The 25,206-nt window shown below is 61.3% G+C and carries 28 protein-coding genes and 1 tRNA gene; 14 read left to right on the forward strand and 15 right to left on the reverse strand.

The genetic code is table 11. From position 1 onward, the window contains the following. Positions 1-15 precede the first annotated feature (15 nt). Entirely contained in the window at positions 16-336 is a 321-nt protein-coding gene (gene trxA / locus AB8A38_RS18885; protein ID WP_068734104.1) for a thioredoxin, read from the forward strand. A 236-nt stretch (positions 337-572) separates the two neighbouring features. Here the strand turns inward: trxA and AB8A38_RS18890 are convergent, their stop codons facing one another. The 12 genes from AB8A38_RS18890 to aroA form a co-directional block, all read right to left on the reverse strand. Next, on the reverse strand, positions 573-1,313 hold the full coding sequence (locus AB8A38_RS18890; RefSeq protein WP_315840011.1) for a metallophosphoesterase family protein: 741 nt from the start codon (positions 1,311-1,313) through the stop codon (positions 573-575). A gap of 57 nt (positions 1,314-1,370) precedes the next feature. After that, on the reverse strand, positions 1,371-2,702 hold the full coding sequence (locus AB8A38_RS18895) for a bifunctional folylpolyglutamate synthase/dihydrofolate synthase (RefSeq protein WP_439087039.1): 1,332 nt from the start codon (positions 2,700-2,702) through the stop codon (positions 1,371-1,373). Next, positions 2,699-3,628 (reverse strand): acetyl-CoA carboxylase, carboxyltransferase subunit beta, encoded by a 930-nt coding sequence (accD, locus tag AB8A38_RS18900; RefSeq protein WP_315840009.1) that lies wholly within the window; start codon positions 3,626-3,628, stop codon positions 2,699-2,701. The genes AB8A38_RS18895 and accD overlap by 4 nt, the downstream gene beginning before the upstream one ends. Before the next feature lie 105 nt (positions 3,629-3,733). After that, entirely contained in the window at positions 3,734-4,570 is an 837-nt protein-coding gene (gene trpA, locus AB8A38_RS18905; RefSeq protein ID WP_439087040.1) for a tryptophan synthase subunit alpha, read from the reverse strand. Further along, positions 4,567-5,784 carry a tryptophan synthase subunit beta gene (trpB, locus tag AB8A38_RS18910; protein ID WP_439087041.1) on the reverse strand — a complete coding sequence of 406 codons (1,218 nt, stop codon included), beginning with the start codon at positions 5,782-5,784 and terminating at the stop codon, positions 4,567-4,569. The genes trpA and trpB overlap by 4 nt, the downstream gene beginning before the upstream one ends. Beyond that, positions 5,784-6,440, reverse strand: coding sequence for a phosphoribosylanthranilate isomerase (locus AB8A38_RS18915; protein ID WP_439087042.1), 657 nt, complete (start codon positions 6,438-6,440; stop codon positions 5,784-5,786). The genes trpB and AB8A38_RS18915 overlap by 1 nt, the downstream gene beginning before the upstream one ends. 57 nt (positions 6,441-6,497) lie before the next feature. Beyond that, positions 6,498-6,887 carry a LapA family protein gene (locus AB8A38_RS18920; RefSeq protein ID WP_439087043.1) on the reverse strand — a complete coding sequence of 130 codons (390 nt, stop codon included), beginning with the start codon at positions 6,885-6,887 and terminating at the stop codon, positions 6,498-6,500. An 87-nt stretch (positions 6,888-6,974) separates the two neighbouring features. Then, complete coding sequence (locus AB8A38_RS18925) at positions 6,975-7,286, reverse strand: integration host factor subunit beta (protein WP_116659536.1); 312 nt, start codon at positions 7,284-7,286, stop codon at positions 6,975-6,977. Positions 7,287-7,447: 161 nt separating this feature from the next. Further along, entirely contained in the window at positions 7,448-8,428 is a 981-nt protein-coding gene (sppA, locus tag AB8A38_RS18930) for a signal peptide peptidase SppA (protein ID WP_439087044.1), read from the reverse strand. A gap of 202 nt (positions 8,429-8,630) precedes the next feature. Then, entirely contained in the window at positions 8,631-10,334 is a 1,704-nt protein-coding gene (rpsA, locus tag AB8A38_RS18935; RefSeq protein WP_068730324.1) for a 30S ribosomal protein S1, read from the reverse strand. Positions 10,335-10,596: 262 nt separating this feature from the next. After that, positions 10,597-11,235, reverse strand: coding sequence for a (d)CMP kinase (cmk, locus tag AB8A38_RS18940; protein WP_439087045.1), 639 nt, complete (start codon positions 11,233-11,235; stop codon positions 10,597-10,599). A gap of 111 nt (positions 11,236-11,346) precedes the next feature. Continuing rightward, entirely contained in the window at positions 11,347-12,696 is a 1,350-nt protein-coding gene (aroA, locus tag AB8A38_RS18945; RefSeq protein ID WP_439087046.1) for a 3-phosphoshikimate 1-carboxyvinyltransferase, read from the reverse strand. 146 nt (positions 12,697-12,842) lie between these two features. Here aroA and AB8A38_RS18950 point away from each other — a divergent pair, with 146 nt between their 5' ends. The 3 genes from AB8A38_RS18950 (at position 12,843) to AB8A38_RS18960 (ending at position 14,404) form a co-directional block, all read left to right on the forward strand. Further along, positions 12,843-13,256, forward strand: coding sequence for a TIGR02300 family protein (locus AB8A38_RS18950; protein WP_439087047.1), 414 nt, complete (start codon positions 12,843-12,845; stop codon positions 13,254-13,256). A gap of 81 nt (positions 13,257-13,337) precedes the next feature. Further along, positions 13,338-13,413: transfer RNA gene (locus AB8A38_RS18955), tRNA-Ala, on the forward strand. 178 nt (positions 13,414-13,591) lie between these two features. Next, positions 13,592-14,404, forward strand: coding sequence for a class I SAM-dependent methyltransferase (locus AB8A38_RS18960; protein WP_439087048.1), 813 nt, complete (start codon positions 13,592-13,594; stop codon positions 14,402-14,404). Positions 14,405-14,437: 33 nt separating this feature from the next. On the opposite strand, the gene AB8A38_RS18965 is transcribed toward AB8A38_RS18960, so the two are convergent. Further along, the gene (locus tag AB8A38_RS18965) at positions 14,438-14,896 is read right to left on the reverse strand and encodes a MarR family winged helix-turn-helix transcriptional regulator (protein ID WP_439087049.1); all 459 of its coding nucleotides are present in this window, start codon (positions 14,894-14,896) and stop codon (positions 14,438-14,440) included. Between the two features lie 160 nt (positions 14,897-15,056). On the opposite strand from AB8A38_RS18965, the gene AB8A38_RS18970 reads away from it, so the two are divergent. From AB8A38_RS18970 to AB8A38_RS19015, 10 genes are all read left to right on the forward strand, one after another. Beyond that, positions 15,057-15,482 (forward strand): organic hydroperoxide resistance protein, encoded by a 426-nt coding sequence (locus AB8A38_RS18970; RefSeq protein WP_439087050.1) that lies wholly within the window; start codon positions 15,057-15,059, stop codon positions 15,480-15,482. A 246-nt stretch (positions 15,483-15,728) separates the two neighbouring features. Further along, entirely contained in the window at positions 15,729-16,937 is a 1,209-nt protein-coding gene (locus AB8A38_RS18975) for a CaiB/BaiF CoA transferase family protein (protein WP_184512580.1), read from the forward strand. A 167-nt stretch (positions 16,938-17,104) separates the two neighbouring features. Next, positions 17,105-18,418: a sn-glycerol-3-phosphate ABC transporter substrate-binding protein UgpB gene (gene ugpB, locus AB8A38_RS18980; protein WP_439087051.1), complete on the forward strand. Its 1,314-nt coding sequence runs from the start codon at positions 17,105-17,107 to the stop codon at positions 18,416-18,418. Between the two features lie 106 nt (positions 18,419-18,524). Next, positions 18,525-19,406, forward strand: coding sequence for a sn-glycerol-3-phosphate ABC transporter permease UgpA (ugpA, locus tag AB8A38_RS18985; protein ID WP_439087052.1), 882 nt, complete (start codon positions 18,525-18,527; stop codon positions 19,404-19,406). Beyond that, entirely contained in the window at positions 19,406-20,254 is an 849-nt protein-coding gene (ugpE, locus tag AB8A38_RS18990) for a sn-glycerol-3-phosphate ABC transporter permease UgpE (RefSeq protein ID WP_439087053.1), read from the forward strand. Before ugpA ends, ugpE begins: the two co-directional genes overlap by 1 nt. 6 nt (positions 20,255-20,260) lie before the next feature. After that, positions 20,261-21,358 (forward strand): sn-glycerol-3-phosphate import ATP-binding protein UgpC, encoded by a 1,098-nt coding sequence (locus tag AB8A38_RS18995; RefSeq protein WP_439087054.1) that lies wholly within the window; start codon positions 20,261-20,263, stop codon positions 21,356-21,358. Between the two features lie 158 nt (positions 21,359-21,516). After that, a complete protein-coding gene (locus AB8A38_RS19000; protein ID WP_068730313.1) occupies positions 21,517-21,942 on the forward strand; it encodes an Hsp20 family protein in 426 nt (141 codons plus the stop codon). Between the two features lie 92 nt (positions 21,943-22,034). Beyond that, a complete protein-coding gene (locus tag AB8A38_RS19005) occupies positions 22,035-22,301 on the forward strand; it encodes a DUF1150 domain-containing protein (RefSeq protein ID WP_315839995.1) in 267 nt (88 codons plus the stop codon). Between the two features lie 544 nt (positions 22,302-22,845). Continuing rightward, positions 22,846-23,238 (forward strand): hypothetical protein, encoded by a 393-nt coding sequence (locus AB8A38_RS19010; protein ID WP_439087055.1) that lies wholly within the window; start codon positions 22,846-22,848, stop codon positions 23,236-23,238. A 32-nt stretch (positions 23,239-23,270) separates the two neighbouring features. Further along, on the forward strand, positions 23,271-23,798 hold the full coding sequence (locus tag AB8A38_RS19015) for a hypothetical protein (RefSeq protein ID WP_439087056.1): 528 nt from the start codon (positions 23,271-23,273) through the stop codon (positions 23,796-23,798). A 110-nt stretch (positions 23,799-23,908) separates the two neighbouring features. Here the strand turns inward: AB8A38_RS19015 and ptsN are convergent, their stop codons facing one another. After that, positions 23,909-24,370, reverse strand: coding sequence for a PTS IIA-like nitrogen regulatory protein PtsN (ptsN, locus tag AB8A38_RS19020; protein ID WP_089266376.1), 462 nt, complete (start codon positions 24,368-24,370; stop codon positions 23,909-23,911). Between the two features lie 224 nt (positions 24,371-24,594). Continuing rightward, complete coding sequence (gene hpf / locus AB8A38_RS19025; RefSeq protein WP_089266375.1) at positions 24,595-25,200, reverse strand: ribosome hibernation-promoting factor, HPF/YfiA family; 606 nt, start codon at positions 25,198-25,200, stop codon at positions 24,595-24,597. Positions 25,201-25,206: the final 6 nt, after the last annotated feature.

The raw sequence follows: 25,206 nt of genomic DNA on the forward strand, positions 1-25,206 counted from the left end.
GACGAGGATACGACGATGGCCGTTGGCAAGGTGACAGACGCCGATTTCGAAGCGGAAGTGCTCAAGGCGACCGGCCCGGTCGTGATCGATTTCTGGGCCGAATGGTGCGGTCCTTGCCGCATGATCGCGCCGGCGCTCGACGAAATCTCTGCTGCCATGGGCGAAAAGGTCACCATCCTGAAGCTCAATGTCGATGAGAACCCGAAGACCGCGTCGAAGTATGGCGTGATGTCGATCCCGACGCTGATGATCTTCAAGGGCGGCGAAATGGCCTCGCGCCAGGTCGGCGCCGCGCCGAAGGCGAAGCTGCAGCAGTGGATCAGCGCTGCGGTCTGATCGGCGCCGCCGCTATATCTGAGAATTCGAACGGCCGGTGATTTTTTCACCGGCCTTTTTTTTGTGTGATGGAGCGAGATCTTCTCAGATGTCGTCCCCGCGAAGGCGGGGACCCATAACCACGATCAGTGTGTTTGAAACGGCAGAGCCGTGACTACAGCATTTCAACTATACTCTCGGCGTGTATGGATCCCCGCCTTCGCGGGGATGACAGTCGAGAGGGTGTACCGTCTCGTCTACCTGATCCACCCCGTCGCCAGCGCGCTGGCCCATTCGGGTCGCTCGTTCTGCAGCGCCAACTCCGCCATCGCCTGATGATCGTAAGGCACCTGACGAAACGTCACCTGCCAGCGGCCTGAGCTCGAATCCAGAATCGCGTAGCAGGCATCCGGTGTGCCGACTTCCAGCGTGTGCGGATAGGGCGTGACGTCGCGATAGCCGGGACCGCCGACACTGCCGGGATTGACGATCATGCGGCCGTCGCGGAGCCGCACCGACCGCGCGATGTGGGTGTGAGCGCAGAGAATCAGCGATTGGGCGATGCCCTTGGCCTTCTCCTCGATGGTTTCGATCGCGGCCATATGCACGATGCCCTCGGGGGTCACCGCTTCCATCCAGTAGGTGTTGTCGTCATCGGGCGTCGCGTGAACGAGATAGACTTCTTCGCGATAGATCGTGCTGAAGGGCAGCGCGCGCAGCCAGTCCATCTGCTCTGGTTCTAGCTGGCTGTGTGCCAGCCGATCGGACGGCCACATGTCGTCAAGCTTGTAGTCGGTGATGTAACGATCATGATTGCCGCGGACATTGGTGGCATTGAGGCCCATCATGATGTCCACCGCACGGCGCGCATCGAGCGCACCGCTGGCCATATCACCAAGATTGACGATGTCGGTGATGCCTTGAGTACGGATATCGGCGACAACCGCCTCAAGGGCAAAGTGATTGCCGTGAACGTCGGCAATGGCAGCGAAGCGCATCGAACCTCCCTAAAATCAAGCAAAGATCAATCAGAGATCACTTGTATCGATGCGATTCTATGCAGGTAGCGTGCCGTTCTCGGCAAGCACATGGCCGGCCAGATAAAGCGAACCCGTGATCAGGATGCGTGGAGGCACTTCGTAGGCGAGCCGGGTGAGGGATTGCAGCGCATCGGCGACGCTCGGCGCCGTCTCGACGCGCATGCCGAGACTGCGCGCGGCATCGGCCAGCGCATCCGGCGCCATGACGCCGTCGCGGCCAGGGATTTTCACGGCGATGATATGGCGCGTCTGACCGGCAAAATTCGCCAGAAAGCCCGTCGCGTCCTTGTTGGCCATCATGCCGGCGATGACCACCAGCGGCCGCGGCACGCGCTCTTCGAGATCGCCGAGCGCCGCCGCGATCACGCGCCCGCCATCGGCATTGTGACCGCCGTCGAGCCAGATTTCGGATTCGGCCGGCGCCGCCGCGACAAGCTTGCCCGACGTCAGCCGCTGCATCCGCGCCGGCCATTCCGCGCGCGCCACACCCGTCTCATAGGCGGCGGGATCGATCTTGAAGATATCCAGCGCGCGCAATGTCGCAATCGCCAGACCCGCATTGCCGAACTGATGGCGCCCGAACAGCCGCGGCGCGGCAATATCCATCAACCCGCGATCGTCCTGATACACCAGACGGCCACGCTCGATATTGACGTGCCATTCCTGCCCGGCGCTCACAAGCGGCGCATGCATCTTGCGCGCCTGCTGTTCGATCACGTCGATGGCTTCAGGCGATTGCTCGGCCGTAACGACCGGCACGCGGCGCTTGATGATGCCGGCTTTCTCGGCAGCGATTTTCGCGAGCGTATCGCCCAGAAAATCCGTGTGATCGATTGCGATGGGCGTCAGCACGCAGGCGGCGGGCGTTTCGATCACATTGGTCGCATCGAGGCGGCCACCGAGACCGACTTCGAGCAGTACGACATCGGCGGGATGCTTCGCGAACAGATCGAACGCGACGGCGGTCTCGGCCTCGAACAGCGTAATCGGTGCGCCGGCATTGATCGTCTCGACATGCGCGAACGCGTCACGCAATGCGTCGTCACTCACCAGGGTGCCGGCGAGACGGATGCACTCATTCATGCGGACAAGATGCGGCGAGGTGTAGACGTGAACGCGCAGACCTGCGGCCTCGCAGATCGCGCGCAGATAGGCGATGGTCGAGCCCTTGCCGTTGGTGCCGGCAACGTGAAACACCGGGGGCAGCTTGCGCTCGGGATTGCCGAGCTGCGCCATCAGCCGCTGCATGCGGTCCAGCGACAGATCAATGGTTTTCGGATGCAGCTTCGACAGCCGCGCCAGAATCTCGCCGAAGTCGGGTGACGATGGCGGCGCGGAGGTGCTCACGCGTGCGCGGCCGGCACCGCGTCAGGAGCCACGAGGATCTCGGCCGGAATGCTCTCGGCGCGCGGCGGGCTCGCAATGGCCGGAGACTTCGTCAGCAGACGGCACAGCCGCGCCAGCGTCGGCTTCAGATCGTGGCGATGCACCACCATGTCGATCATGCCGTGGTCACGCAGATATTCGGCACGCTGGAAACCTTCCGGCAGTTTCTCGCGGATGGTCTGTTCGATCACGCGCGCACCGGCAAAGCCGATCAGCGCGCCGGGCTCGGCGATCTGCACATCGCCCAGCATCGCATAGGACGCGGTGACGCCGCCGGTGGTCGGATTGGTCAGCACGACGATGTAAGGCAGCTTGGCCTCGCGCAGCATCTGCACGCCGACAGTCGTGCGCGGCAGCTGCATCAGCGAGAGAATGCCTTCCTGCATCCGCGCGCCGCCGGAGGCCGCGAACACGATGAAGGGCGACTTCTTCTCGACCGCGAGTTCGAGCCCGCGCACCAGGGCTTCACCGGCAGCCATGCCGAGCGAACCGCCCATGAAATCGAAATCCTGTACGGCGACAACGACGCCGGAGCCTTCCATCTTGCCGTAACCGACCTTGACCGAGTCGTTCATGCCGGTCTTGGTGCGGGCATCCTTGATGCGGTCGACATATTTGCGCTCGTCGCGAAACTTCAGCGGATCGGCGATGACTTCGGGCAGCGCGACGTCGTACCAGGTCTCATTGTCGAAGATCGACTTCATGCGCGCAGTGGCGCCCATGCGCATGTGATAGTTCGAGCCGGGAATGACGAACTGGTTGCTCTCGACGTCCTTGTAGAACACGAGCTGCCCTGTATCCGGGCACTTGATCCAGAGGTTCTCGGGCGTATCGCGCTTGAGGATGCTGCGGATCTTCGGCCGGACGACGTTGGTGAGCCAGTTCATATGTGTCTCCGCGTCGCTGAGATGATGCGTCGCTCTGATATCTATATGGCGGCCGGGACGGAGCCCGGCAACCGTTGTTCCCGGTTGATGGAGGCCAATTGTGGCTTATTCTGCAGCCTGTTTGGCCCCATGAACGCCCTGGGCGAGGGCTGCGGCCAGATCGGCGACCGCGCTGACGGTCCTGGCCGTGGCCTTGCCATCGGCGTCCAGCGACGCTTTCAGGGCATCGACCAGTGCAGTGCCGACCACGGCGCCATTGGCATGCTGCGCAATATCATGGGCAGCTTCCGGCGTCCGGATGCCGAAGCCGACGCAGACCGGCAGTCTGGTATGACGCTTGATGCGATCGACGGCGGCCCCCACCGCAGAGGTGTCCGCGCTGGCACTGCCGGTGATGCCCGTGACCGAGACGTAATAGACGAAGCCCGAGGTGTTCGCGAGCACCGCCGGGAGGCGCTTGTCATCGGTGGTCGGCGTGGCCAGACGGATGAAGTTCAATCCGGCTTTGATTGCCGGCAGGCAGAGCTCAGCGTCTTCTTCCGGCGGCAAATCGACGATGATCAGACCATCCACGCCGGCCGCCTTGGCATCGGGCAAAAACTTGTCGACGCCGTAAATATAGATCGGATTGTAGTAGCCCATCAGCACGATCGGCGTCTTGTTGTCGGAGCTGCGGAAGTCGCGCACGAGCTGCAACGTCTTCTTCAGCGTCATGCCGGCCTGCAGCGCGCGCAGGCCTGCGGCCTGGATCGACGGGCCGTCGGCCATCGGATCGGTGAAGGGCATACCGATCTCGATAATGTCGGCGCCGGCCTTCGGCAGCGCCTTGACGATTTCGAGCGCGGTGGCGGGATCTGGATCGCCGGCCATCACGAAAGTCACGAAAGCCGCGCGGCCTTCGGCCTTGAGTTCGGCGAAACGGGTATCGATGCGGGTGGTCACAACTGCCTGCCCTTCAGGATATCGCCGACCTGCGGGACATCCTTGTCGCCGCGGCCGGAGAGGTTGACGACCATCAGGTGATCCTTCGGCAGTGTTGGCGCGAGTTCGCTCACCTTGGCGAGGGCATGGGCCGGCTCCAGCGCCGGGATGATGCCTTCGAGTTTCGACAGCAACTGGAATGCAGCCAGCGCTTCCTCGTCCGTCGCAGACAAATACTTCACGCGACCGATCGTATGCAGCCAGGAATGTTCCGGGCCGATGCCAGGATAATCGAGACCGGCAGAGATCGAATGGCCTTCCTGGATCTGGCCGTCTTCATCCATCAGGAGATAGGTGCGGTTGCCATGCAGCACGCCGGGACGGCCGCCAGCGATTGATGCGGCATGCAGGTTAGTGAGCCCGTGGCCCGCCGCCTCGACGCCGTAGATATCGACCGATGGATCGTCGAGGAACGGATGGAAGAGCCCCATAGCATTGGAGCCGCCGCCGATGCAGGCGATCAGCGAATCCGGCAAACGACCTTCGATCTCCTGCATCTGCACACGGGTTTCCTCGCCGATGATCGACTGGAAGTCGCGCACCATCATCGGATACGGATGCGGGCCGGCGACGGTGCCGATGCAATAGAACGTGTTGTGCACATTGGTGACCCAGTCGCGCAGCGCCTCGTTCATAGCATCCTTAAGCGTGCGCGCACCGACCTGCACAGGTACCACCTTGGCGCCGAGCATTTCCATGCGAATCACGTTGGGCTGCTGACGCGCGACGTCCACTGCACCCATATAGACGATGCATTCGAGGCCGAAGCGCGCGCAGAGCGTCGCCGTCGCCACGCCATGCTGGCCGGCGCCAGTCTCGGCGATGATGCGCTTCTTGCCCATGCGGCGCGCGACCATGATCTGGCCGAGCACGTTGTTCACCTTGTGCGAGCCGGTGTGATTCAGCTCCTCGCGCTTCAGATAGATTTTTGCGCCACCGAGATGTTCGGTGAGACGTTCCGCGAAATAGAGCGGCGACGGGCGACCGACATAGGCCTTGAGATAACCGTCCATCTCCTTGCGGAAGTCGGGATCGGCTTTGGCGTCCTCATAGGCCTTCTGCAGGTCCAGGATCAGCGGCATCAGCGTCTCGGCGACGAAGCGGCCGCCGAAAATGCCGAAGTGACCGGTGTCGTCGGGACCGGACCGATAGGAATTGGGAATGGCTTGAGTCATCAGGTCGTCAACTCTTCCGTTGCGCGCGCGGCGCGGATGAAAGCGCGAATCATGTCGGGATCCTTGATGCCCGGCGCGCTTTCCACGCCGGACGAAATATCGACACCGCCGGCCCGCGTGATGCGCAGGGCCTCGGCGACATTGGCGGCAGTGAGGCCGCCCGATACCATGAAGGGCAGCTTCAGATCGAGGCCTTCGAGCAGATGCCAGTCGAAGACCGCGCCGAGACCACCCGGACGTGTCGCATCCTTCGGCGGTTTGGCATCGAACAGGATGCGATCGCAGACCGCGGCATAGCCGGGCAATGCAGCGAGATCGGCCCTGGTCTCGACGGCGAGCGCCTTCATCACCGGAAGGCTGAACTTCTGTTTGATATCGCGCACCCGCGCCACGCTCTCCTTGCCATGGAGCTGCAGGATATCGGGCTTCAAGGCATCGATGCTGTTTTCGAGATCGGCGTCATCGGCATCCACCGACAGCGCGACCTTCGCGGCACGGCCCTTCGCCTGCTTGCCCAAAGCCCGCGCAACGTCGAGCGTGACGTGACGCGGCGATGGCGGAAAGAACACGAAGCCGACCATATCTGCGCCGCCGACCAGAGCCGCATCGAGCGTCTCCGGAGTGGACAGGCCGCAAATTTTGACGATCAGAGACATGCTTCAAATGGCCGCTGGCAATACCGGGAATGGCAGGAAAAGCCTGTGCGCGGGGTTCTACAACGTCGCGCCGAACTTGTCTCGCTCACCGGCCATATAGGAGGAACCCGGCGCCGGGAGCCGCTGCGTACCATTCCGCGAGGCGGTCGCAGTGTGGGCGCGCAGATCGGCCAATTCAGCACGGACCCGCCGCACATCGACCTCGTGCTGACGTGCTGCACGGCGCCAGTGGCCCTGCCTGAACCAGGTGGCCATGCCGCCTGCGATGACACCCAGGATGGCCGACAGGATGATCACCACAAATAGCGGCATCGTGGCACCGACCGCGGGATCGCTGCTGTTGAACGGATCGAAGGAGACCGTGACCATATGACGGTTGGCGACGGCGAACACGATGAAGACGATCGCGAGGGGGATGATCACCAGGGCTGAGAAGAATTTGCGCATCAACGTCTCTCGCGAAGGCGATGCGGGCGCGCATTCCGCTAATTGGCTCAGACCTGTCGGCCCGAATGCGCGCTACCTCAAAGTTCTTTATGGCGCTGCGCTTGCTTCCGGCGCAGCATTGTCGCGATTCAGGCGCTCGCGCATTTCCTTGCCGGTCTTGAAGAACGGAACGCTCTTCTGGTCCACCGGCACATGCTCGCCAGTCCGCGGGTTACGGCCCGCACGGGCCGGGCGATGCTTCACCGAGAATGCACCGAAGCCGCGGAGTTCGACACGGTCACCGCGTGCCAGCGCAGCCACGATCTCATCGAGAATCGCATTCACGATGTTCTCAACATCCCGCTGGTAGAGATGCGGGTTATGCTCAGCGATGCGTTGAACGAGTTCGGATTTGATCATCGAGACGTTGGACTCTGAACAGGAGGATGCATTTCCGTGAAAATGCCTTGAACTGTCAAGACGCTAAATGAATTCGGGCACCTTCGAAAATGCGTGACAAATGCCCGAAACCGTTGTTGCAGCCTTCCTTGCAGTGCGGAAAGAACAGGACGAGCAGTTCCCTAGTTGGTGGTGGCCGGCCGCCACAGCGCCAGCATGCCATCGAGACCGAAGCCATCCATGGCCTGCGCTAGGCCCGCCTGCTCGACCTGCCGCGCGATCGCACCAAGACCTACAGCGTCGAGCGTGATCGTCGCAGCAGCGCGCAGGAAGGTGAAATCGCTGAATTTAGGCGTCAGCTTGAAGTCGCGAACCGGCAGGTCGCTCTTGATCTTCTTCTCGGATACCAGCCACGCCACCGCGGCTTTCTCGTCGCCAAGCTGATCGATCAGCTTGAGGTCCACGGCCTGGCGCCCCGTGAAAACACGGCCATCGGCGACTTTCTGTAGTTGCACGTCATCCATGGCGCGGCGGCTCTGCACGAGCCCGCGGAACCAGCCGTAGGAGTCCTTCACCAGCGATTCCAGCGCTGCCCGCGCCTCCGGGCTGGTCGGCTCGAAACCATTAGGCGCCGCCTTCAGCGGCGAGGATTTGACCTGCTCAACCTCGACACCGACGGTCTTCATCAACCCCGTGAAATTGGGAAACTGGAACAGAACACCGATGGAGCCGACCAGCGAGCTCTGCTGCGCAACGATATGGTCGGATGCGAGTGCCGCGATATAGCCGCCCGATGCGGCCAGGCCCTCGACGACAACGACCATCGGCTTCTTGGCCTTGAGGCGCATCAGCGCGTCATAGAGCTGCTCGGAGCCAGCCGTAGTGCCGCCCGGCGAATTGATGTGTACCACCACCGCCGCCGCCGATGACTTCTCCAGCCGCTCCAGCGCCTCGACGCGATCATTGTTGCTCTGGATCAGGCCCTCGATCTTGATGCGCGCGATCGCCCCCGACGACGACAGCGCCTCGGACCCCGACCGTGTCACGACGACGCCGACGACGACCACCGCAGCGACCGCGACCAGCACCGCCGCCACGCGCCAGAACGTCAGCTTGCGACGTATCCTGCGGCGATCGACGATCACATCGGAATCAAGCGACATCGGAAATCTCCTGGAAGCCCTCGGGAGAGCTTGCGTCTGGCGGATGCTGCATCTGTCGTCCGGGCAGCGTTTACTTGAGGTATCTCAAATACATCAATTGCGAGGCAATATGAAGAAAACATGGTCGAAACAGCAAAAAGGGCCCCGGTGAAACCGGGGCCCCAATTGGTAGCAACAAGTGAGTCGAAACTTACCTGCGCGCTTACTTGTCGGTGCTCTGCTTGAGCGCCTTGCCGAGAATGTCGCCGAGGGTCGCGCCCGAATCCGAAGATCCGTACTGCGCGATGGCTTCCTTCTCTTCTGCCACTTCGAGAGCCTTGATCGACACCTGGACCTTGCGGGCCTTCTTGTCGAACTGGATCACGCGGGCATCGACCTTCTCGCCGACGGCGAAACGCTCAGCGCGCTGATCCGAGCGCTCACGCGCCAGTTCCGAACGCTTGATGAAGGTCGTGAAGTCGGTGCCGGCGATCTGAACGTCGATGCCGGATTCCTTCACTTCGATCACTTCGCAAGTCACGACAGCGCCCTTCTTGACGTCGCCCGGCTCTGCGAAGGGGTCGCCTTCGAGCTGCTTGACGCCGAGCGAGATGCGCTCCTTCTCGACATCCACATCGAGGACGATGGCCTTGACCATGTCGCCCTTCTTGAAGTTGTCGATGACCTGCTCGCCCGGCTGCTTCCAGTCGAGGTCGGAGAGATGGACCATGCCGTCCACATCGCCTTCGAGACCCAGGAACAGACCGAACTCGGTCTTGTTCTTGACTTCGCCTTCGACGGTCGAACCGACCGGGAACTTCTCGACGAACACTTCCCACGGATTGCGCATGGTCTGCTTGAGACCGAGCGAAATGCGGCGCTTGACGCTGTCGACTTCGAGAACCTGCACTTCGACTTCCTGCGAGGTCGAAACGATCTTGCCGGGGTGCATGTTCTTCTTGGTCCACGACATCTCCGACACGTGGATCAGGCCTTCGATGCCCGGCTCCAGTTCGACGAATGCGCCGTAGTCGGTGATGTTGGTGACGCGACCCGAGAAGCGTGCATTCAGCGGGTACTTCGCCTCGATGCCCTGCCACGGATCGTCGAGCAGCTGCTTCATGCCGAGCGAGATACGGTGGGTCTCGTGGTTGATCTTGATGATCTTGACCTTGACCGTCTGACCGATGGTGAGCACTTCGGTCGGGTGGTTGACGCGGCGCCACGCGATATCGGTGACGTGCAGCAGGCCGTCGATACCGCCGAGGTCAACGAACGCACCGTAATCGGTGATGTTCTTGACGACACCGTCGATGACCTGACCTTCTTCAAGGTTCTGGACCAGTTCCTGACGCTGTTCAGCGCGGGTCTCTTCGAGAACCGTACGACGCGACACGACGATATTGCCGCGGCGGCGATCCATCTTGAGGATCTGGAACGGCTGCGAGTTGTTCATCAGCGGAGCGACGTCGCGGATCGGACGAATGTCCACCTGCGAACGCGGCAGGAAGGCCACTGCGCCGTCGAGATCGACGGTGAAGCCACCCTTGACCTGGTTGAAGATGACGCCGTGAACCTTCTCATTGTTGTTGAAGGCCTTCTCGAGCTTGCCCCAGCTCTCTTCGCGGCGGGCCTTGTCGCGCGACAGAACGGCTTCGCCGAGTGCGTTTTCGATCCGGTCGAGGAACACTTCGACTTCGTCGCCGACCTTGAGTTCGCTGTCACGGCCGGGACCGGCGAATTCGCGCAGTGCCACACGGCCTTCAGTCTTCAGGCCGACGTCGATGACGGCCATGTCCTTTTCAATCGCAACCACGATGCCCTTGATGACAGAGCTTTCCTGAAGGTTGCCGCCCGCGAAGGACTCGTCGAGCATTGCCGCGAAATCATCGCGGGAAGGATTATACGAAGAAGCAGTCGAAGCCATTTGTTCTCCAGATGCGGGTATCGCCGGCCGTTCGGGTTAATGGGCGTCTCAAATGTGAAGTGTCAGGGGTCCGCAACCTCTAACGACCGCCTTGCAGGAGGATGCAAGAACGGGCCGGCAGCATGCCTTCACGATCGAAACGTGGGTAGGGTCTTGATGGTGTCCGGAGCCTTAAGCGCGTATCGCAGCTCGAGATCGGGAGCGGGCTTTCCTCCAATGACGGCAACGGTTTTGTCTGAGGTCTTTCGGAAAGAAAGAAAAATCAGACCCGCTGCCGGCCCGCTCGGACGGCCTCGACAATGTCGATGGCGGCCCGGACGCCGCCTTCTATATCCAAATTGGAGTTATCCAGCAAGTATGCATCCGTAGCCGGCTTCAGAGGCGCAGTCGGGCGGTTCTGGTCGCGTTCGTCGCGCCTGATGATATCCGCCAGCACGGCGGCCTCATCGGCCACCTCGCCCCGTCCAAGAGCCTCCAGGGTGCGCCGGCGGGCGCGGACCCTGGCATCGGCCACGACGAAGATCTTCACGTCCGCATGGGGGCAGATCACGGTTCCAATGTCGCGGCCGTCGAGCACCGCTCCCGGCGGATCCTCGGCAAAACGCCGTTGGAAGTTCAAAAGGACCTCCCGCACCCGCGGGATGGCCGAGACTACAGAGGCCGCATCACCGACTTCCTGGGTCTTCAGCGCCGGATTGCCGAATTTCTCGGGATCGAGCTCACTGGCGACAGCCACGGCCTGCGCCTCATCGGTCAGGTCCGCGCCGAGATCGAGCATCGCCTTGGCGACCGCGCGATAGATCACACCGGTATCGAGGTGCCGGTAACCGTAATGGTGCGCAAGCCGTTTGCCCAGCGTGCCTTTTCCGGATGCGGCGGGTCCGTCGATAGCAATGATCATGCGTTGTGCGTGCCCGTCTTGTCACGATGAATGGCGGTGGATCGGGAGCCAGGCTCGCGCGACCTGCGCGGGCTTAACATCCGTCTCCAGAAATATCCACGCCGACTAGACTCAGGAAAAATCAGCACCCAGCCGACGCATCATCGGGATGAAATCGGGGAAACTGGTCGCGATAAATGTCGTGTCGTCGATGGTCACCGGCTTGTCGGAAGCGAGGCCCATGGCCAGCGCCGACATGGCGATACGGTGATCCATATGGGTAGCAACGAGACCGCCGCCGGCAACACGGCCGTTGCCATGCACGATGAGGTCGTCGCCAACGATCTCGACATTGACGCCGTTGACCCGCAGCATCGCCGCAGTGGCTTCCAGACGGTCGGATTCCTTCACGCGCAGCTCCTGCAGCCCGCGCATGATAGTCGTGCCCTCGGCAAACGCCGCAGCCACCGCCAGCACCAGATATTCATCGATCATCGACGGCGCGCGCTCCGGCGGCACTTCGACGCCGTGCAGCTTCGAGGCTGTGATGCGGAACTGTGCCATCGGCTCGCCGGCATCGCCGCGGATATCGCTTTCCTCGATAGAAGCGCCCATCTCGCGCAACGTCGTGAACAGACCTGTACGCAGCGGGTTGGTCATCACATCGGTGAGCACGAGCTCGGAGCCCGGAACTATCAATGCCGCGACCATCGGGAATGCTGCGGAGGACGGATCTGCCGGTACCACGACATCGGCGCCCTTCAATTCGGGCTGGCCGGTGAGGGTGATCTTGCGACCGTGCGCGCCTTCCTTTTCGGAGACGATCTCGGCGCCGAAATGCTTGAGCATCAGCTCGGTGTGGTCCCGGCTGGCCTCGGTCTCGATCACCGTGGTGGTGCCAGGGGCCGACAGGCCGGCCAGCAGTACGGCTGACTTGATCTGGGCGGAGGCGACCGGGGTGCGATAGACGATCGGCAGCGGATCACGCGCGCCTTTGAGCGTCAGCGGCAGACGCCCGCCGTCCTGGCTCGCGGTGACCTTGGCGCCCATCAATTCCAAGGGATCAACGATCCGGCGCATCGGCCGGCTGCGCAGCGAGGCATCGCCATCGAACGTCACCTCAATCGGGCAGCCCGCGACGGCGCCCATCACCAGCCGGCATCCGGTACCGGAATTACCGAAATCCAGCGGCGCCTTGGGTGCGGCGAAGCCGGCAACACCGACGCCGTTGACCTTCCACGCGAAATCGCCGGTGCGTTCGACCCTGGCGCCCAGCGCCTGCATCGATTTGGCGGTATTCAGGACGTCCTCGCCCTCCAGCAGCCCCGTGATCCGGGTCTCGCCGACCGCCAGCGCGCCCAGAATGAGGGCCCGGTGCGAGATCGACTTGTCGCCGGGCACGCGCGCGCTGCCGCGCAGGGCGCCGGATTTTCGCGCTGTCAGCGGTGTCGGCTGGGCGGCGGCTGTGTCTGATTGGGTCAAGATTGTGTTCCTTCGCGCAGGCGGCTCGTAGCATATGAGCCACGCTGCGTCACGCGGCGGTCATTCTCACGCAAACCGCTATTGACAGGGGCGCGTCAACTAGCCAAGTGAAGCACCGTTTTTCAAAAATCCCCAGGACCCTTCACGTGGCCAAATCCGATCTCGGAACCAAACGCATTTGCCCCACGACGGGCAAGAAGTTCTACGACCTCAACAAGAGCCCGGTGATTTCGCCGTATACCGGCGAGGTCGTGCCGATTGCGCCGATTGCGCCGCCGCGGACCCGCGCGGATGCAGCCGCACGCGCAGCTGCAGCATCTGCCGCCGCGGAGGCTCCGGAAGCCGCCGAGAGCGAAGAATTGGTCTCGCTGGAGGAAGCTGACGCCGAGGAGAATACCGGCAAGAAGGCTGCGGTGCTGGAATCCGAGGACGATATCGAAGTCGATGACACCATCGATGACGATGAAGACGACGATTCGACCTTTATTGCCGACGAAGAAGAAGGCGATGAGGACGTGACCGACATCATCGGCGACGTCTCGGGCGACGAAGAAAGTTAAGCTCAGAAGAGACTTGAGATCACTCCTGATATGTGATCTTGGTTTGCCGCGCGACGCCCCACCCAGTGCGTCGCGGGTATTGGGGCCATAGCTCAGCTGGGAGAGCGCTTGCATGGCATGCAAGAGGTCGGCGGTTCGATCCCGCCTGGCTCCACCATCCTTCGCTGCCGATGACTTGAGGCAGGACGATATTGCGGTAGCGCGTTTACCCGTTCTCTGAACCACTCGTTGACGTGACGAAAAGCCTTCCGGCCCGTACAATCCCTTGGCCGCTTCGGATATCTATCCTGGACGTGTGACGCTTCTCCTTCTGTAGACAATGCGGGGGTTGAACAATGACGTCAGCTTTCAAGGCCTTCGAACACGATGCCTGGCAGAACGCCGTTGACGAATATGACGCTGCATTCGCCCGCCTCACTGAACAGGCCATCCCTTCGATCCTGATCGTTCTGGGGGTCAAGTCCGGAACCGCCTTGCTCGATATCGCATGCGGGCCGGGTTATCTCGCCGCCGCCGGGCAGCAATCTGGCGCCAGAGCCGTGGGAACCGACTTTTCCGCACGCATGGTCGCACGAGCACGAAAGCTCTATCCCTCAATTCAGTTCGATGAGGGCGATGCAGAAACGCTCGAAAACTATCCCGACAACAGCTTCGATGTCGCGGCCATGAATTTCGGCATGCTTCATTTCGATCAGCCTGAAAAGGCACTGCGGGCCGCTCATCGAGTCCTGAAACCGGCCGGCCGGATGGCGTTCACAGTCTGGAGCACGCCCGCCAGGGTGGCCGGATTTTCGATTGCTCTCAAAGCCATCGAGGCTTTTGGAGATCCTTCCGTGCGGTTGCCTGCCGGGCCACCGTTCTTTCATTTCAGCGAACCAGACAATTGCATCGACGCTTTCCGACGATGTGGCTTTACCGATGTCGCGACGAAGACGGTCGACCAGACATGGGAGCTCAACTCACCGGAGGACTATTTCGAGGCGCTCTTGAAGGGAACGGCGCGGACTGGTGGAACGCTGAAAAGACAGCCGCCTGCAAATCTGGCAGCTATTCGCGACAATATCGTCCGGGCCGCGAACGACTATCTCGATGCGGGAAAAATCAGGCTGCCGATGCCTGCTCATCTGGCCTGGGCCACCAAGCCATGACTGCATTGTACCTGAGGAGATCGAGGGGCGGCGCTAGTCTCCGATCGCAGCATTGAGCCTGTCGCGGAGTGCCACGAGATCATTTTTCATCGCGGCCATTTCGCCGACCGTGCAGGCTGACGCCGCGAGGATTCCCTGCGGCACGGCCTTGGCTTTCTCGCGCAGCGCCTGACCTTGCGCCGTCAATGCGATCAGCATCTGCCGCTCGTCCTCAACGCTACGAGTGCGTTTGATCAGGCCAGCGGCTTCCAGACGCTTCAGCAGCGGCGTCAGCGTGCCGGAATCGAGAAACAGCCGCTCGCCGATGTCCTTCACAGGCACATTGTCCTGCTCCCACAGCACCAGCATCGCCAGATATTGCGGATAGGTTAGCTTCAATCGGTCCAGCAACGGCTTGTAGACGCGGTTGAACGCATGGCCGGTCGAATAGACGGCAAAGCAGAGCTGGTTATCGAGCTGCAACAGCGGAACGGGTGCGGGTTTCTTGGCCATGATGATCTCCGGAGCTTATTTGGCCACAGGTAATCCCAGACCCAAACCCCTTCACAATGAGTTGAGCACAATTCGATTGCGCCGTCCATTTTATGTATTGTGCACAATCTAATTGTTCGCAATTATAATCGGGCAAGACGCAAACAACGAGGAGACGACAATGTCTGTGAATGTGCTCTACAAGACCAGCGCCAAGGCAACCGGCGGCCGCGATGGCCACGCCGCAACCCTCGATGGCGCGCTCGACGTCAAGCTCACCACGCCGAAGGAACTCGGCGGCGCAGGCGGCGCCGGCAACAATCCCGAGCAGCTGTTCGCGGCCGGCTATGCTGCCTGTTTCATCGGCGCGATGAAATTCGTGGGCTCGCAGGGTGGCCCGAAGGTACCGGCCGACGTGTCGGTCACCTCCACCGTCGGTATCGGCCCGCGCTCGGCCGGCGGTTTCGGCCTTGATGTCGAACTCGCAGTCTCGCTGCCGGGCCTGCCGCGTGCGGAAGCTGAAGCGCTGGTCGAGAAGGCGCACCAGATCTGCCCGTATTCCAACGCCACCCGCGGCAATATCGACGTCCGCACCATCGTGGTGTGATCGATCGCGCTGATTGATCTCGTGGTCCCGCGGATATTCCGCCGGGCGACGCAAATCCAAAAGGGCTCGGCCATTGGCCGGGCCCTTTTCGGTTCGCCTGACGGCACCCTCACACCTGCCCATAGCGGCCATCCCGCGGTTGGGCATTGCCGCTACGGCGGAAGCCAGCTAGCTCTGACAGCCTCCGACATGCCCTTCGCGATGCATTGGGCATATCCGCAATACACGTGAGAGAAGGCTGACTTGATGAGCTTGCCGATAGCTCCCGGCGCAATTGCCGGTCTGCGCGTGATCGATCTGTCACGCGTGCTTGGTGGACCCTACTGCACCCAGATCCTGGCCGACCACGGCGCCGATGTCGTCAAGGTCGAACCGCCCGCCGGCGACGAGACTCGCGACTGGGGCCCCCCCTTCCACGACGACGACGCGGCTTATTTCATCGGTACCAACCGTAACAAGCGTTCGATCGGTCTCGACCTCGCCTCCGAGGGCGGCCGCACGGTGCTGATGCGGATGCTCGAAAATGCCGACGTGATGATCGAGAACTTCAAGCCCGGCACGCTCGACAAATGGGGCATCGGCAACGATTTCCTGCGCGAGAAATTCCCACAGCTGATCCATTGCCGCATCTCCGGCTTCGGCGGCGATGGCCCGCATGGCGGCCACCCCGGCTATGACGCGATCATCCAGTCGATGGTCGGCCTGATGGCATCGACCGGCTCACAGGAAAGCGGCCCGACCCGCATCGGCGTCGCGCTCGTCGACATGGCGACCGGTCTCTATGCCTGCGTCGGCATCCTGATGGCGCTCGCCGAGCGTGCCAAATCGGGGCTCGGTCAATTCGTCGAGGCGACGCTGTACGAAACCGGTCTCGCGATCATGCATCCGCATACCGCGAACTATTTCTACAATGGCGGTAAGCCGCCGGCGCTGACCGGCAACGAGCATCCGAACCTGGTGCCCTATGCCGTGTTCGCTGCCCGCGACGGCAACATCTTCATGGGCGTCGGCAATGACGGCACCTTCCGCAAGCTGTGCCGCGAACTCGGCAAGCCGGAACTCGGCACGGACGTGCGCTTCGCACGCAACCGTGACCGCGTGCAGAATCGCGATGCGTTGCGGGCCGAACTGGAAGCGATCCTGAAGGATCACGACAGCGCGCCGCTGTGCGAGCGCCTGCTTGGCGCCGGCCTCCCCGCCGGCCCGGTGCAGTCGATCGACAAGGCGCTCGCCAATGCGCACACGAAGCATCGCGGCGATATCATCGAGAAGGACTGGTACAAGGGCGTTGCCTCGCCGGTCCGCTTCGATCGCACCAAAGCGAGCCTGCGCCACGTGCCGCCGAAGTTCAACGAGCACTTCAACGAGATCCTCACCGAGTTCGGCTACTCCGGCGATGAGATCAAGGAGCTGGTCGCCAAAGGAACCGTGAGCGGCTCCGAGCGCAAGCGATAAGAACAACAAGGGGCTGCGCGATCCGCAGCCCCGCTCGTCTTCGACTTTTTGCCGCTTCCCAACGCCGCCATTTCCCGCCTAGCATCCGCGCTGTCAAAATGTCGCATGCACGTCATCCGGCGCAGCTTTGTTGCAACGAGACGATGACGGCTAACGGGAGAAACTGGATGATCCGCCGCAAATTCGCACTTGCCACTTTGTTCGCATCCACGCTGGCACTCGCTTCGCCCGCGCATGCGGTGACCGAGATCCAGTGGTGGCACGCGATGACCGGCGGTAACAACGACATCGTCAACAAGCTCGCGGCTGACTTCAATGCCAGCCAGTCGGACTACAAGGTGGTCCCGACCTTCAAGGGCAGCTATCCCGACACCATGAATGCCGGCATCGCAGCATTCCGCGCCGGCACCGCACCGCACATCCTGCAGGTCTTCGAGGTCGGTACCGCGACCATGATGAGCGCCAAGGGCGCCGTCAAACCTGTCTACCAGTTGATGAAGGATGCGGGCGAGCCGTTCGATCCGAACAACTACCTGCCCGCGATCACCGGCTACTACTCGACATCGAAGGGCGAGATGCTGTCGTTTCCCTTCAACTCGTCGTCGATGGTGATGTGGGTCAATCTGGATGCGCTGAAAAAGGCTAACATTGCCGAGATTCCCAAGACCTGGCCCGAAGTGTTCGAGGGCGCCAAGAAGCTCAAGGCGGCCGGCTATGCGACCTGCGGCTTCTCCAATGCCTGGGCGACCTGGGCGAATATCGAGCAGTTCTCGGCATGGCACAACGTGCCGATCGGTACCAAGGCGAATGGACTCGACGGCTTCGACACTGAGCTGAAATTCAATTCGCCGCTGCATGTCAAACATCTGCAGACGCTGATCGAATTGCAGAAGGACAAGACCTACGATTATTCCGGTCGCGCCAATGCCAGCGAGAGCCGCTTCGGCTCCGGCGAATGCCCGCTGTTCATGACCTCCTCGGGCTATTACGCGACGGCGAAGGGCACCGCTAAATTCGCCTTCACCTCGGCGCCGATGCCTTACTACCCCGAAGCTACCGGCGCGCCGCAGAATTCGATCATCGGCGGCGCTTCGCTATGGGTGATGGGCGGCAAGAAGCCCGACGAATACAAGGGCATCGCGAAATTCTTCAGCTTCCTGTCTGACACAGATCGTCAGGCCAAGCTGCATCAGGAGTCAGGCTATCTGCCGATCACCAAGGCCGCCTATGAAAAGACCAAGGCCGACGGTTTCTATGACAAGAACCCGATCCTGCAGACCCCACTGAAGGAGCTGACCAACAAGGAGCCTACCGAAAATTCGCGCGGCCTGCGATTCGGCAACATGGTGCAACTGCGAGATATCTGGTCCGAAGAGATCGAGGCTGCGCTGGGCGGCCAGAAAACGGCACAACAGGCACTCGACACCGCCGTGAGCCGCGGCAACGCCATGTTGCGGACCTTCGAAAAGACTGCGAAGTAGTCTTCAAGCGGACGCTGTCGTTGCCCGGCCTCGCGCGCAACTGCGTGCTTGGACCGGGCGATGACATGAGCAGAATGAGGCTGCTTTCTGGGGCACGACGAACTGCATGGAAAAGTCCGCGGTCTTCAAGGGTAAGCTGCTGCCATATTTGTTGCTCGTGCCGCAGCTGATCATCACCCTGGTGTTTTTCTACTGGCCGGCCAGCCAGGCCGTCTGGCAATCGTTCCTGCGCGAGGACGCGTTCGGCCTGAACTCGGAGTTCATCGGGCTGGAGAACTATCAGACGCCGCTGGCCCAGCCGGAATACTACAAGGCAATGGCAACGACCGTGGTGTTCTCGTCGCTCGTCGCCGCGCTGTCGCTGTCGATCGCGCTGCTGTTCGCCACCCAGGCCGACAAGAATCTGAAAGCCGCACCGACCTTCAAGGTCATGATGATCTGGCCCTATGCGGTGGCTCCCGCGGTCGCCGGCGTGCTGTGGCTGTTCATCTTCCACCCGACGCTCGGCACTATGGCACGGCCGCTGCGCCTGATGGGCTTCAACTGGAATCCAATGTTGAACGGCAACCACGCTATGGCGCTCGTCGTCATGGCCGCGGTGTGGAAGCAGATCGCCTATAATTTCCTGTTCTTTCTGGCCGGTCTGCAGGCGATCCCGCGCAGCGTACTGGAGGCCGGGGCGATTGACGGTGCCGGACCATATCGACGGTTCTGGACGATCACCTTCCCGCTGCTGTCGCCGACCACGTTCTTCCTGCTGGTCGTCAATGTCGTCTATGTGTTTTTCGACACCTTCGGCATCATCGACGCCGTCACGGGTGGTGGGCCGGCCGGGGCGACGACCACCATGGTCTACAAGGTCTATGCCGACGGCAGGCTCGGCGGCGACCTCGGTGGATCGGCAGCGCAATCGGTGATCCTGATGGTGATCGTGATCGCGCTCACGGCCATCCAGTTTCGTTATGTCGAGCGCAAGGTGCAGTACTGATGGTCGAGCACCGCCGCTGGAACGACATCCTCGCTTACGCGATCCTGACGCTCGGCGTATTCATCGTCGTGTTCCCGGTCTATGTCGCGCTGATCGCCTCGACCCATGACGCAGCAACGGTGGTCAACGGCAACATGCCGATGCTGCCGGGCAGTCATACGCTGGAAAACTACTACCGCGCGATTTTCGTCGGCGGATCGCGCGCCAGCCGCGAGCCGGTCGGCCACATGCTGATGAATTCGTTCGTCATGGCAATGGGTATCGCGCTCGGCAAGATCGTGATCTCGATCCTCTCCGCCTATGCGGTGGTGTATTTCCGTTTTCCGTTCCGCCAGACGGCGTTCTGGATCATCTTCGTGACGCTGATGCTGCCGGTCGAGGTCCGTATCTATCCGACCTACAAGGTGATCGCCGATCTGAAGATGCTCGACACCTATGCCGGGCTGATCCTGCCGCTGATCGCATCAGCCACCGGCACGTTACTATTCCGGCAGTTCTTCATGACCGTCCCCGATGAATTGCTGGAAGCCTCGCGCATCGATGGCGCCGGTCCCTTTCGCTTTTTCAAGGATACGTTGCTGCCGCTGTCGGTCACCACCATGGCAGCGCTGTTCGTGATCCAGTTCATCTATGGCTGGAACCAGTATCTGTGGCCGCTTCTGATCACGACGCAGGAATCGATGCAGACCATCGTCACCGGCATCAAGAAGATGCTGACGACGACAGACGAACTCGCCGAGTGGCAACTCGCGATGGCGACAGCGATTCTTGCGATGGTGCCGCCTGTCGCCGTGGTGGTGTTCATGCAGCAACTGTTCGTACGCGGCCTGGTCGAGACGGAGAAGTAAATTCAGATGGCCAATGTTTCGCTGCGCAACGTCCGCAAGACCTATCCCGGCGGCTTCGAGGCCATCAAGGGTATCGATTTCGAAATCGGCGACGGTCAGTTCTGCGTGCTGGTAGGACCAAGCGGCTGCGGTAAGTCGACCTTGCTGCGCATGGTCGCCGGCCTCGAGACCGTCACCTCCGGCGAGGTCGATATTGGCGGCCGTGTCGTCAACGAGATCGAGCCGGCAGATCGCGACATCGCCATGGTGTTCCAGAATTACGCGCTCTATCCGCACATGAGCGTCTACAACAACATGGCTTACGGCCTGCGCAACAGGGGCATGCCAAAGCCGGAGATCGATACGCGCGTGCGCGAAGCCGCGCAGACGCTCGAACTCGCCGGCATGCTCGATCGCAAGCCCAGACAATTGTCCGGCGGCCAGCGCCAGCGCGTTGCCATGGGGCGCGCCATCGTCCGCCAGCCGAAAGTGTTCCTGTTCGACGAGCCATTGTCCAATCTCGACGCCAAGCTGCGCGTTGCCATGCGGGTCGAAATCCGCAAGCTGCAACGCCGCCTGAAGACGACATCGATCTACGTCACCCACGATCAATTGGAGGCGATGACGCTGGCGGATATTCTGGTGGTGATGAATGGCGGCCAGGTCGAGCAGATCGGCAGTCCGCTCGATATCTACCGCAAGCCGGCGACCACTTTCGTCGCCTCCTTCATCGGCGCGCCACCGATGAACCTGATCAAGCTGAGCGGCGATGAGATCCGTGCACAGTTCGCCGGCGACAGCCGCAGCGCTGCCGAGGCCGGTATACTGGGCGTCCGGCCGGAAGACCTTGCAATCTCCGGCGAGGCGGCAGCTGACTGGGGCATCACGCTGAACCTGACGGTCGAGGCCATCGAGCGGGTGGGCGCGGAAACCTTCGTCTATGGCACCCGTGCGCGGGCCGAGAAGGCCGTCAGCGCCACTCCGGGCGAGCTGCCCGAGGGCGAGGTCATCGTGCGTATCCCCGGCCAGGATGCCCCGGCCATCGGTGCTTCGATCCGCGCCACGGCTTCCCGCGACAAACTGCACCTGTTCAGCGCTAACGGCCGCAACCGGATCGATATCTGATCGGTTTCAAGGCCTTAGTAACGGTTTCCCTGCAATTTAGAGGTGCTTGAACCGGGCTTTGGCATGCCCATATTGTTGATTGACCGGTTGGCAGAGTGCCGATTGGCCAGGGGTGCCGTAAGGGCCCCTCAAAGTCGCTTCGAGAGGGCTTTGTAGGTATGTCTCGTGTTCCTTCGTTATCTAGTCCGTTCCTTTTGGGATTCGACGAGATTGAGCGTGCGCTTGATCGCGTCGTCAAAGGCGCAGACGGTTATCCTCCTTACAACATCGAGCGGTGCGACCGTAACAACGGTCAACCAGAACGCCTGCGGATCACGCTGGCGGTCGCAGGTTTCACCCGCGATCAGCTCGATGTGACCACCGAGGAAAACCAGCTCGTGATCCGGGGCCGCCAGCAAGACGACAAGACTCGGCAATACATCCATCGCGGCATCGCCGCGCGCCACTTCCAGCGCACTTTCGTGCTGGCAGAGGGGATGCTGGTGCTGGGTGCGGATCTAAAGAACGGGTTGTTGTCGATTGATCTGGCCAGGCCTGAGCCTGAAAGGGTCATTAAGACAATCGCTATCAATGAACACGAATAATGCATGGCGCGACAAACTGATCAGGTCATGCATCCTGAGTATGGAACGAGTAGCGGACTCGACCGCTTGATCTCATAGAAGGAGTCGAGACGATGACTGAAGTTGTTACGATCAATGAAAACGCCGCCGTCACCACCGAAGCATTGGCGCATCTGGGCGAAGGTATGATCGCCTATGTGAAGCCGGTTCGCTCGGAAGATGTGCCGGGACTGTTTCCGCAAGCGCCGTTGATTGCGCCGGGCCTGCAGCTGTTTGCGCTGCATGCCGCCGACGGTACACCGATCATGCTCACCGACAGCCGCGAAGCGGCGATCGCGAATGCATGGAGCCAAGAATTGCAGGCAGTCAGCGTTCACTGACGCGAACTTGCCAGGATGCAGACGTCAGGATACGCGGCGACAGCCGCGTATCCCAATGTCAAGTATCCCAGCGTCCAAACGACGATCCTCACGCGCAAGCGCTCGGCTTGCATGACGCGGTAACCCGTCGTCAATATCGTGAGCACACCATCAGACGCAATCGATTCGCACGCGACCACTCATCCGCTGCGCCATCTGAAAAACTGATCCCCCCATCAATAGCAATCCGGATATCCGACGCGATAGCATCATCGCGCCTGATATTTGCTGCCGTTTCACAGAAGGAAATGGTGACCACGCATTCACCATGACTTGCGAAAATCTGGTCATGTTGAGATTCGAGGTCGCCATGAATGGATCGACACAAGCCCAGATCGTTCAAATCGAAGACCTGCTGCGGAGCGTCAGTGCAACAGTCACCGCCCCAGAGGTAAAGGTGGTTGCGCCAAGCCGCTCGTGGAGTTTCGATAGTCGGCCGGTGATTGCAGCCTGTTTCGGGCTCTTCGTTTTTGCCCCTGGTTGCGCTGCGGCCGCCGTGTTCCTGATGCGCGCCGATGGCACCGTCCCTCCCGTCATCGCGCCCGACCGCAACCTGCCTTTGGTGACCAAGTCAGACCGCTTGCCGCTTGGGCAATGGAGCATCGAGGCAGTTCAGAGCCTTGGCACTCTAAATAACACACACCTTGCGACGGCCGCTGCACTCGCAGATCCCGTATTTCTCTCACCAATCCTGATCCGCGGCAGCCTCGAGGACGGCACGCTCACGACCTTCGCGGAGCCTGCGGTCATGCCGGAGCCAATCATGCTGCCGTCAAAGCCGCGGGTGAAGCGTGACGTCCGGCGCTCCAAGTCGCTCAAACTCGTCGCCGAAATCGCTCAACCCGAGCCGCAACAACCAACCTTCTTCGAAAAGCTGTTCGGACGACGTTTCAACTAGCCCAATCACTCTTCTCACAAGCGAGGAACACAATGCAGAACAGTGCCGCGATGAACTCGGACGTCAAAGCCCTCCTCACTTTGCTGCTGCTGAAGACCGGAACCAGTTCGTCGGAGATTCACAACGCTCTGCAGCTTGCTGCCGCATCGCGGGTGATGATGGCGGAAGAGCATGCCAATCCGGTGCGCATGCAGGGCACAGAAGCCTCGGGCAGCAACGTTGCCAAGCTTCGTCCCGTAGCCGCCCTCAACGTTCCTGAAACGTCAGCGGCGGTGCGACGCACGAAGCAGAGCGCAGAGGCCATGAATTCCGACGTCAAGGCGCTGCTGACTCTGCTGCTGCTCAAGAGCGGCGCGGATTCCAATCAGATCCAGACAGCACTGCGGATGGCAGCCTCATCGCGCGCAGCTGCCGCAGCAGAAGAAGCAGAATCGGTCCGTGCCGAAACGCAGGCCGAAGCTGACTCTGCAGCCATGAACGAGATCGTATCGATCACCGCGCGGCAGGCGGTACGCAACGATTCGCTCGCCCCAATCCCGGCCAAGGAATTCGCGGCGTAAGTTGGCGAGGCCAACCAGCCTTCCATCCCCACGCAAGCAGGGATCTGGTTCGGAGTAGGAGAATCGCCCGGTCCAACCGGGCGCTTCCAGCGTAAGCTGCGGGTGAGATGTTAGGCGGCTGTCGCTGGCGGCAAAGCGAGCACCGAATAGATCGCCTGCGCGTCACGAGAGGCACGCAGTTTCTTGGCGACGTCCTGATCGCGCAGCAGACGTGCGATCCGCGCCAGCGCCTTCAGATGATCGGCGCCCGCACCTTCCGGCGCCAGCAGCAGAAACACCAGATCGACCGGCTGGCCGTCCATGGCCTCGAAATCGATCGGACGATCGAGGCGCGCAAACAGGCCGAATAGCTTGTCGAGCTTCGGCAACTTGCCATGCGGAATGGCAACGCCATAGCCCACGGCCGTCGTGCCGAGCTTCTCACGCTGCAACAGCACCTCGAAAATGGCGCGGTCGTTCTGACCGGTGAGCGCGGAAGCGCGCGCAGCGAGCTCCTGCAGCGCCTGCTTCTTGCTGTTGACCTTCAACGCCGGGATTATCGCCTCGGGCGCGACCAGATCGGTAATCGTCATTGACCGTTCCGAGGATGTTTGACCGTCAGCGGGTAGTTAGAACCAAAACCGGCAGCGTCAAGAAAGACTGGAAAGGGACATCGTTCCCTGTGATGGAAAACGCGCCGGGCGCGAACGCCCGTACGTACTCTAGCACCGGAACCCCCCATGCGAAATCCATTGACCGGTATAACCCTGTCAAAGGCGGCGGACCATAGGGAGGGGCCGTTTGGGCGTCAATGCCGTCAGGACGGTTTAACCACCGGTGGATCGACCCAACCCACGTTACCGTCGCCCCGGCGGTACACGATATTCACCCGACCGGTACTGCCATGCAGGAATAGCACGACAGCCGCGCCGGTGAAATCAAGTTCCATGACAGCTTCGCTCACCGAGAACCGCTTCAGCGACCTGGTCGATTCGGCAATGATGACCGGATCGTAGCCACTGTCGGCATCGCCCTCATGATCGGGCGCCTCAAGGATGTAGCTCGGCGCATCCAAAGTCGGGGCCGTGAGTTCGGCCATCGCCTGATTCTCAGCATGCGTCTTGCGCGCAGAGCGATCCTTCAGCCGGCTCTTGTAGCGACGTAAACGTTTCTCGATCTGGAGCAGCGCCTGATCGGCGCTGGCGTAAGCATCCGCTGCATTGGAGTCCGCTTCGAGCGTAATTCCGGAATCAAGATGCAACGCACAATCGGTGCGGAAGCCGAAGCCGTCTTTGCTTAGCGTGATGTGACCGGAATAGTTGCCATCGAAATATTTGCGAAGGACCTCATCGGTCCGCTCGCTCACGCGGCCTCGCAAAGCGTCTCCGACATTGATGCTTTTTCCCGAGATACGAAGGGTCATGCTGAT

It is taken from the genome of Tardiphaga sp. 839_C3_N1_4 (assembly GCF_051811045.1).
In the GTDB taxonomy this organism is placed as follows: Bacteria; Pseudomonadota; Alphaproteobacteria; order Rhizobiales; family Xanthobacteraceae; genus Tardiphaga.

Bases quoted from the DNA above. Each gene is read 5' to 3' on its own strand.
- cmk (WP_439087045.1), bottom strand. From the start codon at position 11,235: ATGATCATTGCTATCGACGGACCCGCCGCATCCGGAAAAGGCACGCTG.
- AB8A38_RS18925 (WP_116659536.1), bottom strand. From the start codon at position 7,286: ATGATCAAATCCGAACTCGTTCAACGCATCGCTGAGCATAACCCGCAT.
- AB8A38_RS18920 (WP_439087043.1), bottom strand. From the start codon at position 6,887: ATGCGCAAATTCTTCTCAGCCCTGGTGATCATCCCCCTCGCGATCGTC.
- ugpA (WP_439087052.1), top strand. From the start codon at position 18,525: ATGGAAAAGTCCGCGGTCTTCAAGGGTAAGCTGCTGCCATATTTGTTG.
- rpsA (WP_068730324.1), bottom strand. From the start codon at position 10,334: ATGGCTTCGACTGCTTCTTCGTATAATCCTTCCCGCGATGATTTCGCG.
- AB8A38_RS18970 (WP_439087050.1), top strand. From the start codon at position 15,057: ATGTCTGTGAATGTGCTCTACAAGACCAGCGCCAAGGCAACCGGCGGC.
- AB8A38_RS18890 (WP_315840011.1), bottom strand. From the start codon at position 1,313: ATGCGCTTCGCTGCCATTGCCGACGTTCACGGCAATCACTTTGCCCTT.
- AB8A38_RS19000 (WP_068730313.1), top strand. From the start codon at position 21,517: ATGTCTCGTGTTCCTTCGTTATCTAGTCCGTTCCTTTTGGGATTCGAC.
- trpB (WP_439087041.1), bottom strand. From the start codon at position 5,784: ATGACTCAAGCCATTCCCAATTCCTATCGGTCCGGTCCCGACGACACC.
- AB8A38_RS18915 (WP_439087042.1), bottom strand. From the start codon at position 6,440: ATGTCTCTGATCGTCAAAATTTGCGGCCTGTCCACTCCGGAGACGCTC.
- AB8A38_RS18975 (WP_184512580.1), top strand. From the start codon at position 15,729: ATGAGCTTGCCGATAGCTCCCGGCGCAATTGCCGGTCTGCGCGTGATC.
- accD (WP_315840009.1), bottom strand. From the start codon at position 3,628: ATGAACTGGCTCACCAACGTCGTCCGGCCGAAGATCCGCAGCATCCTC.
- AB8A38_RS19015 (WP_439087056.1), top strand. From the start codon at position 23,271: ATGCAGAACAGTGCCGCGATGAACTCGGACGTCAAAGCCCTCCTCACT.
- AB8A38_RS18965 (WP_439087049.1), bottom strand. From the start codon at position 14,896: ATGGCCAAGAAACCCGCACCCGTTCCGCTGTTGCAGCTCGATAACCAG.
- AB8A38_RS18995 (WP_439087054.1), top strand. From the start codon at position 20,261: ATGGCCAATGTTTCGCTGCGCAACGTCCGCAAGACCTATCCCGGCGGC.
- trxA (WP_068734104.1), top strand. From the start codon at position 16: ATGGCCGTTGGCAAGGTGACAGACGCCGATTTCGAAGCGGAAGTGCTC.
- AB8A38_RS19005 (WP_315839995.1), top strand. From the start codon at position 22,035: ATGACTGAAGTTGTTACGATCAATGAAAACGCCGCCGTCACCACCGAA.
- ugpB (WP_439087051.1), top strand. From the start codon at position 17,105: ATGATCCGCCGCAAATTCGCACTTGCCACTTTGTTCGCATCCACGCTG.
- sppA (WP_439087044.1), bottom strand. From the start codon at position 8,428: ATGTCGCTTGATTCCGATGTGATCGTCGATCGCCGCAGGATACGTCGC.
- ptsN (WP_089266376.1), bottom strand. From the start codon at position 24,370: ATGACGATTACCGATCTGGTCGCGCCCGAGGCGATAATCCCGGCGTTG.
- ugpE (WP_439087053.1), top strand. From the start codon at position 19,406: ATGGTCGAGCACCGCCGCTGGAACGACATCCTCGCTTACGCGATCCTG.
- AB8A38_RS19010 (WP_439087055.1), top strand. From the start codon at position 22,846: ATGCGCGCCGATGGCACCGTCCCTCCCGTCATCGCGCCCGACCGCAAC.
- AB8A38_RS18960 (WP_439087048.1), top strand. From the start codon at position 13,592: ATGACGTCAGCTTTCAAGGCCTTCGAACACGATGCCTGGCAGAACGCC.
- hpf (WP_089266375.1), bottom strand. From the start codon at position 25,200: ATGACCCTTCGTATCTCGGGAAAAAGCATCAATGTCGGAGACGCTTTG.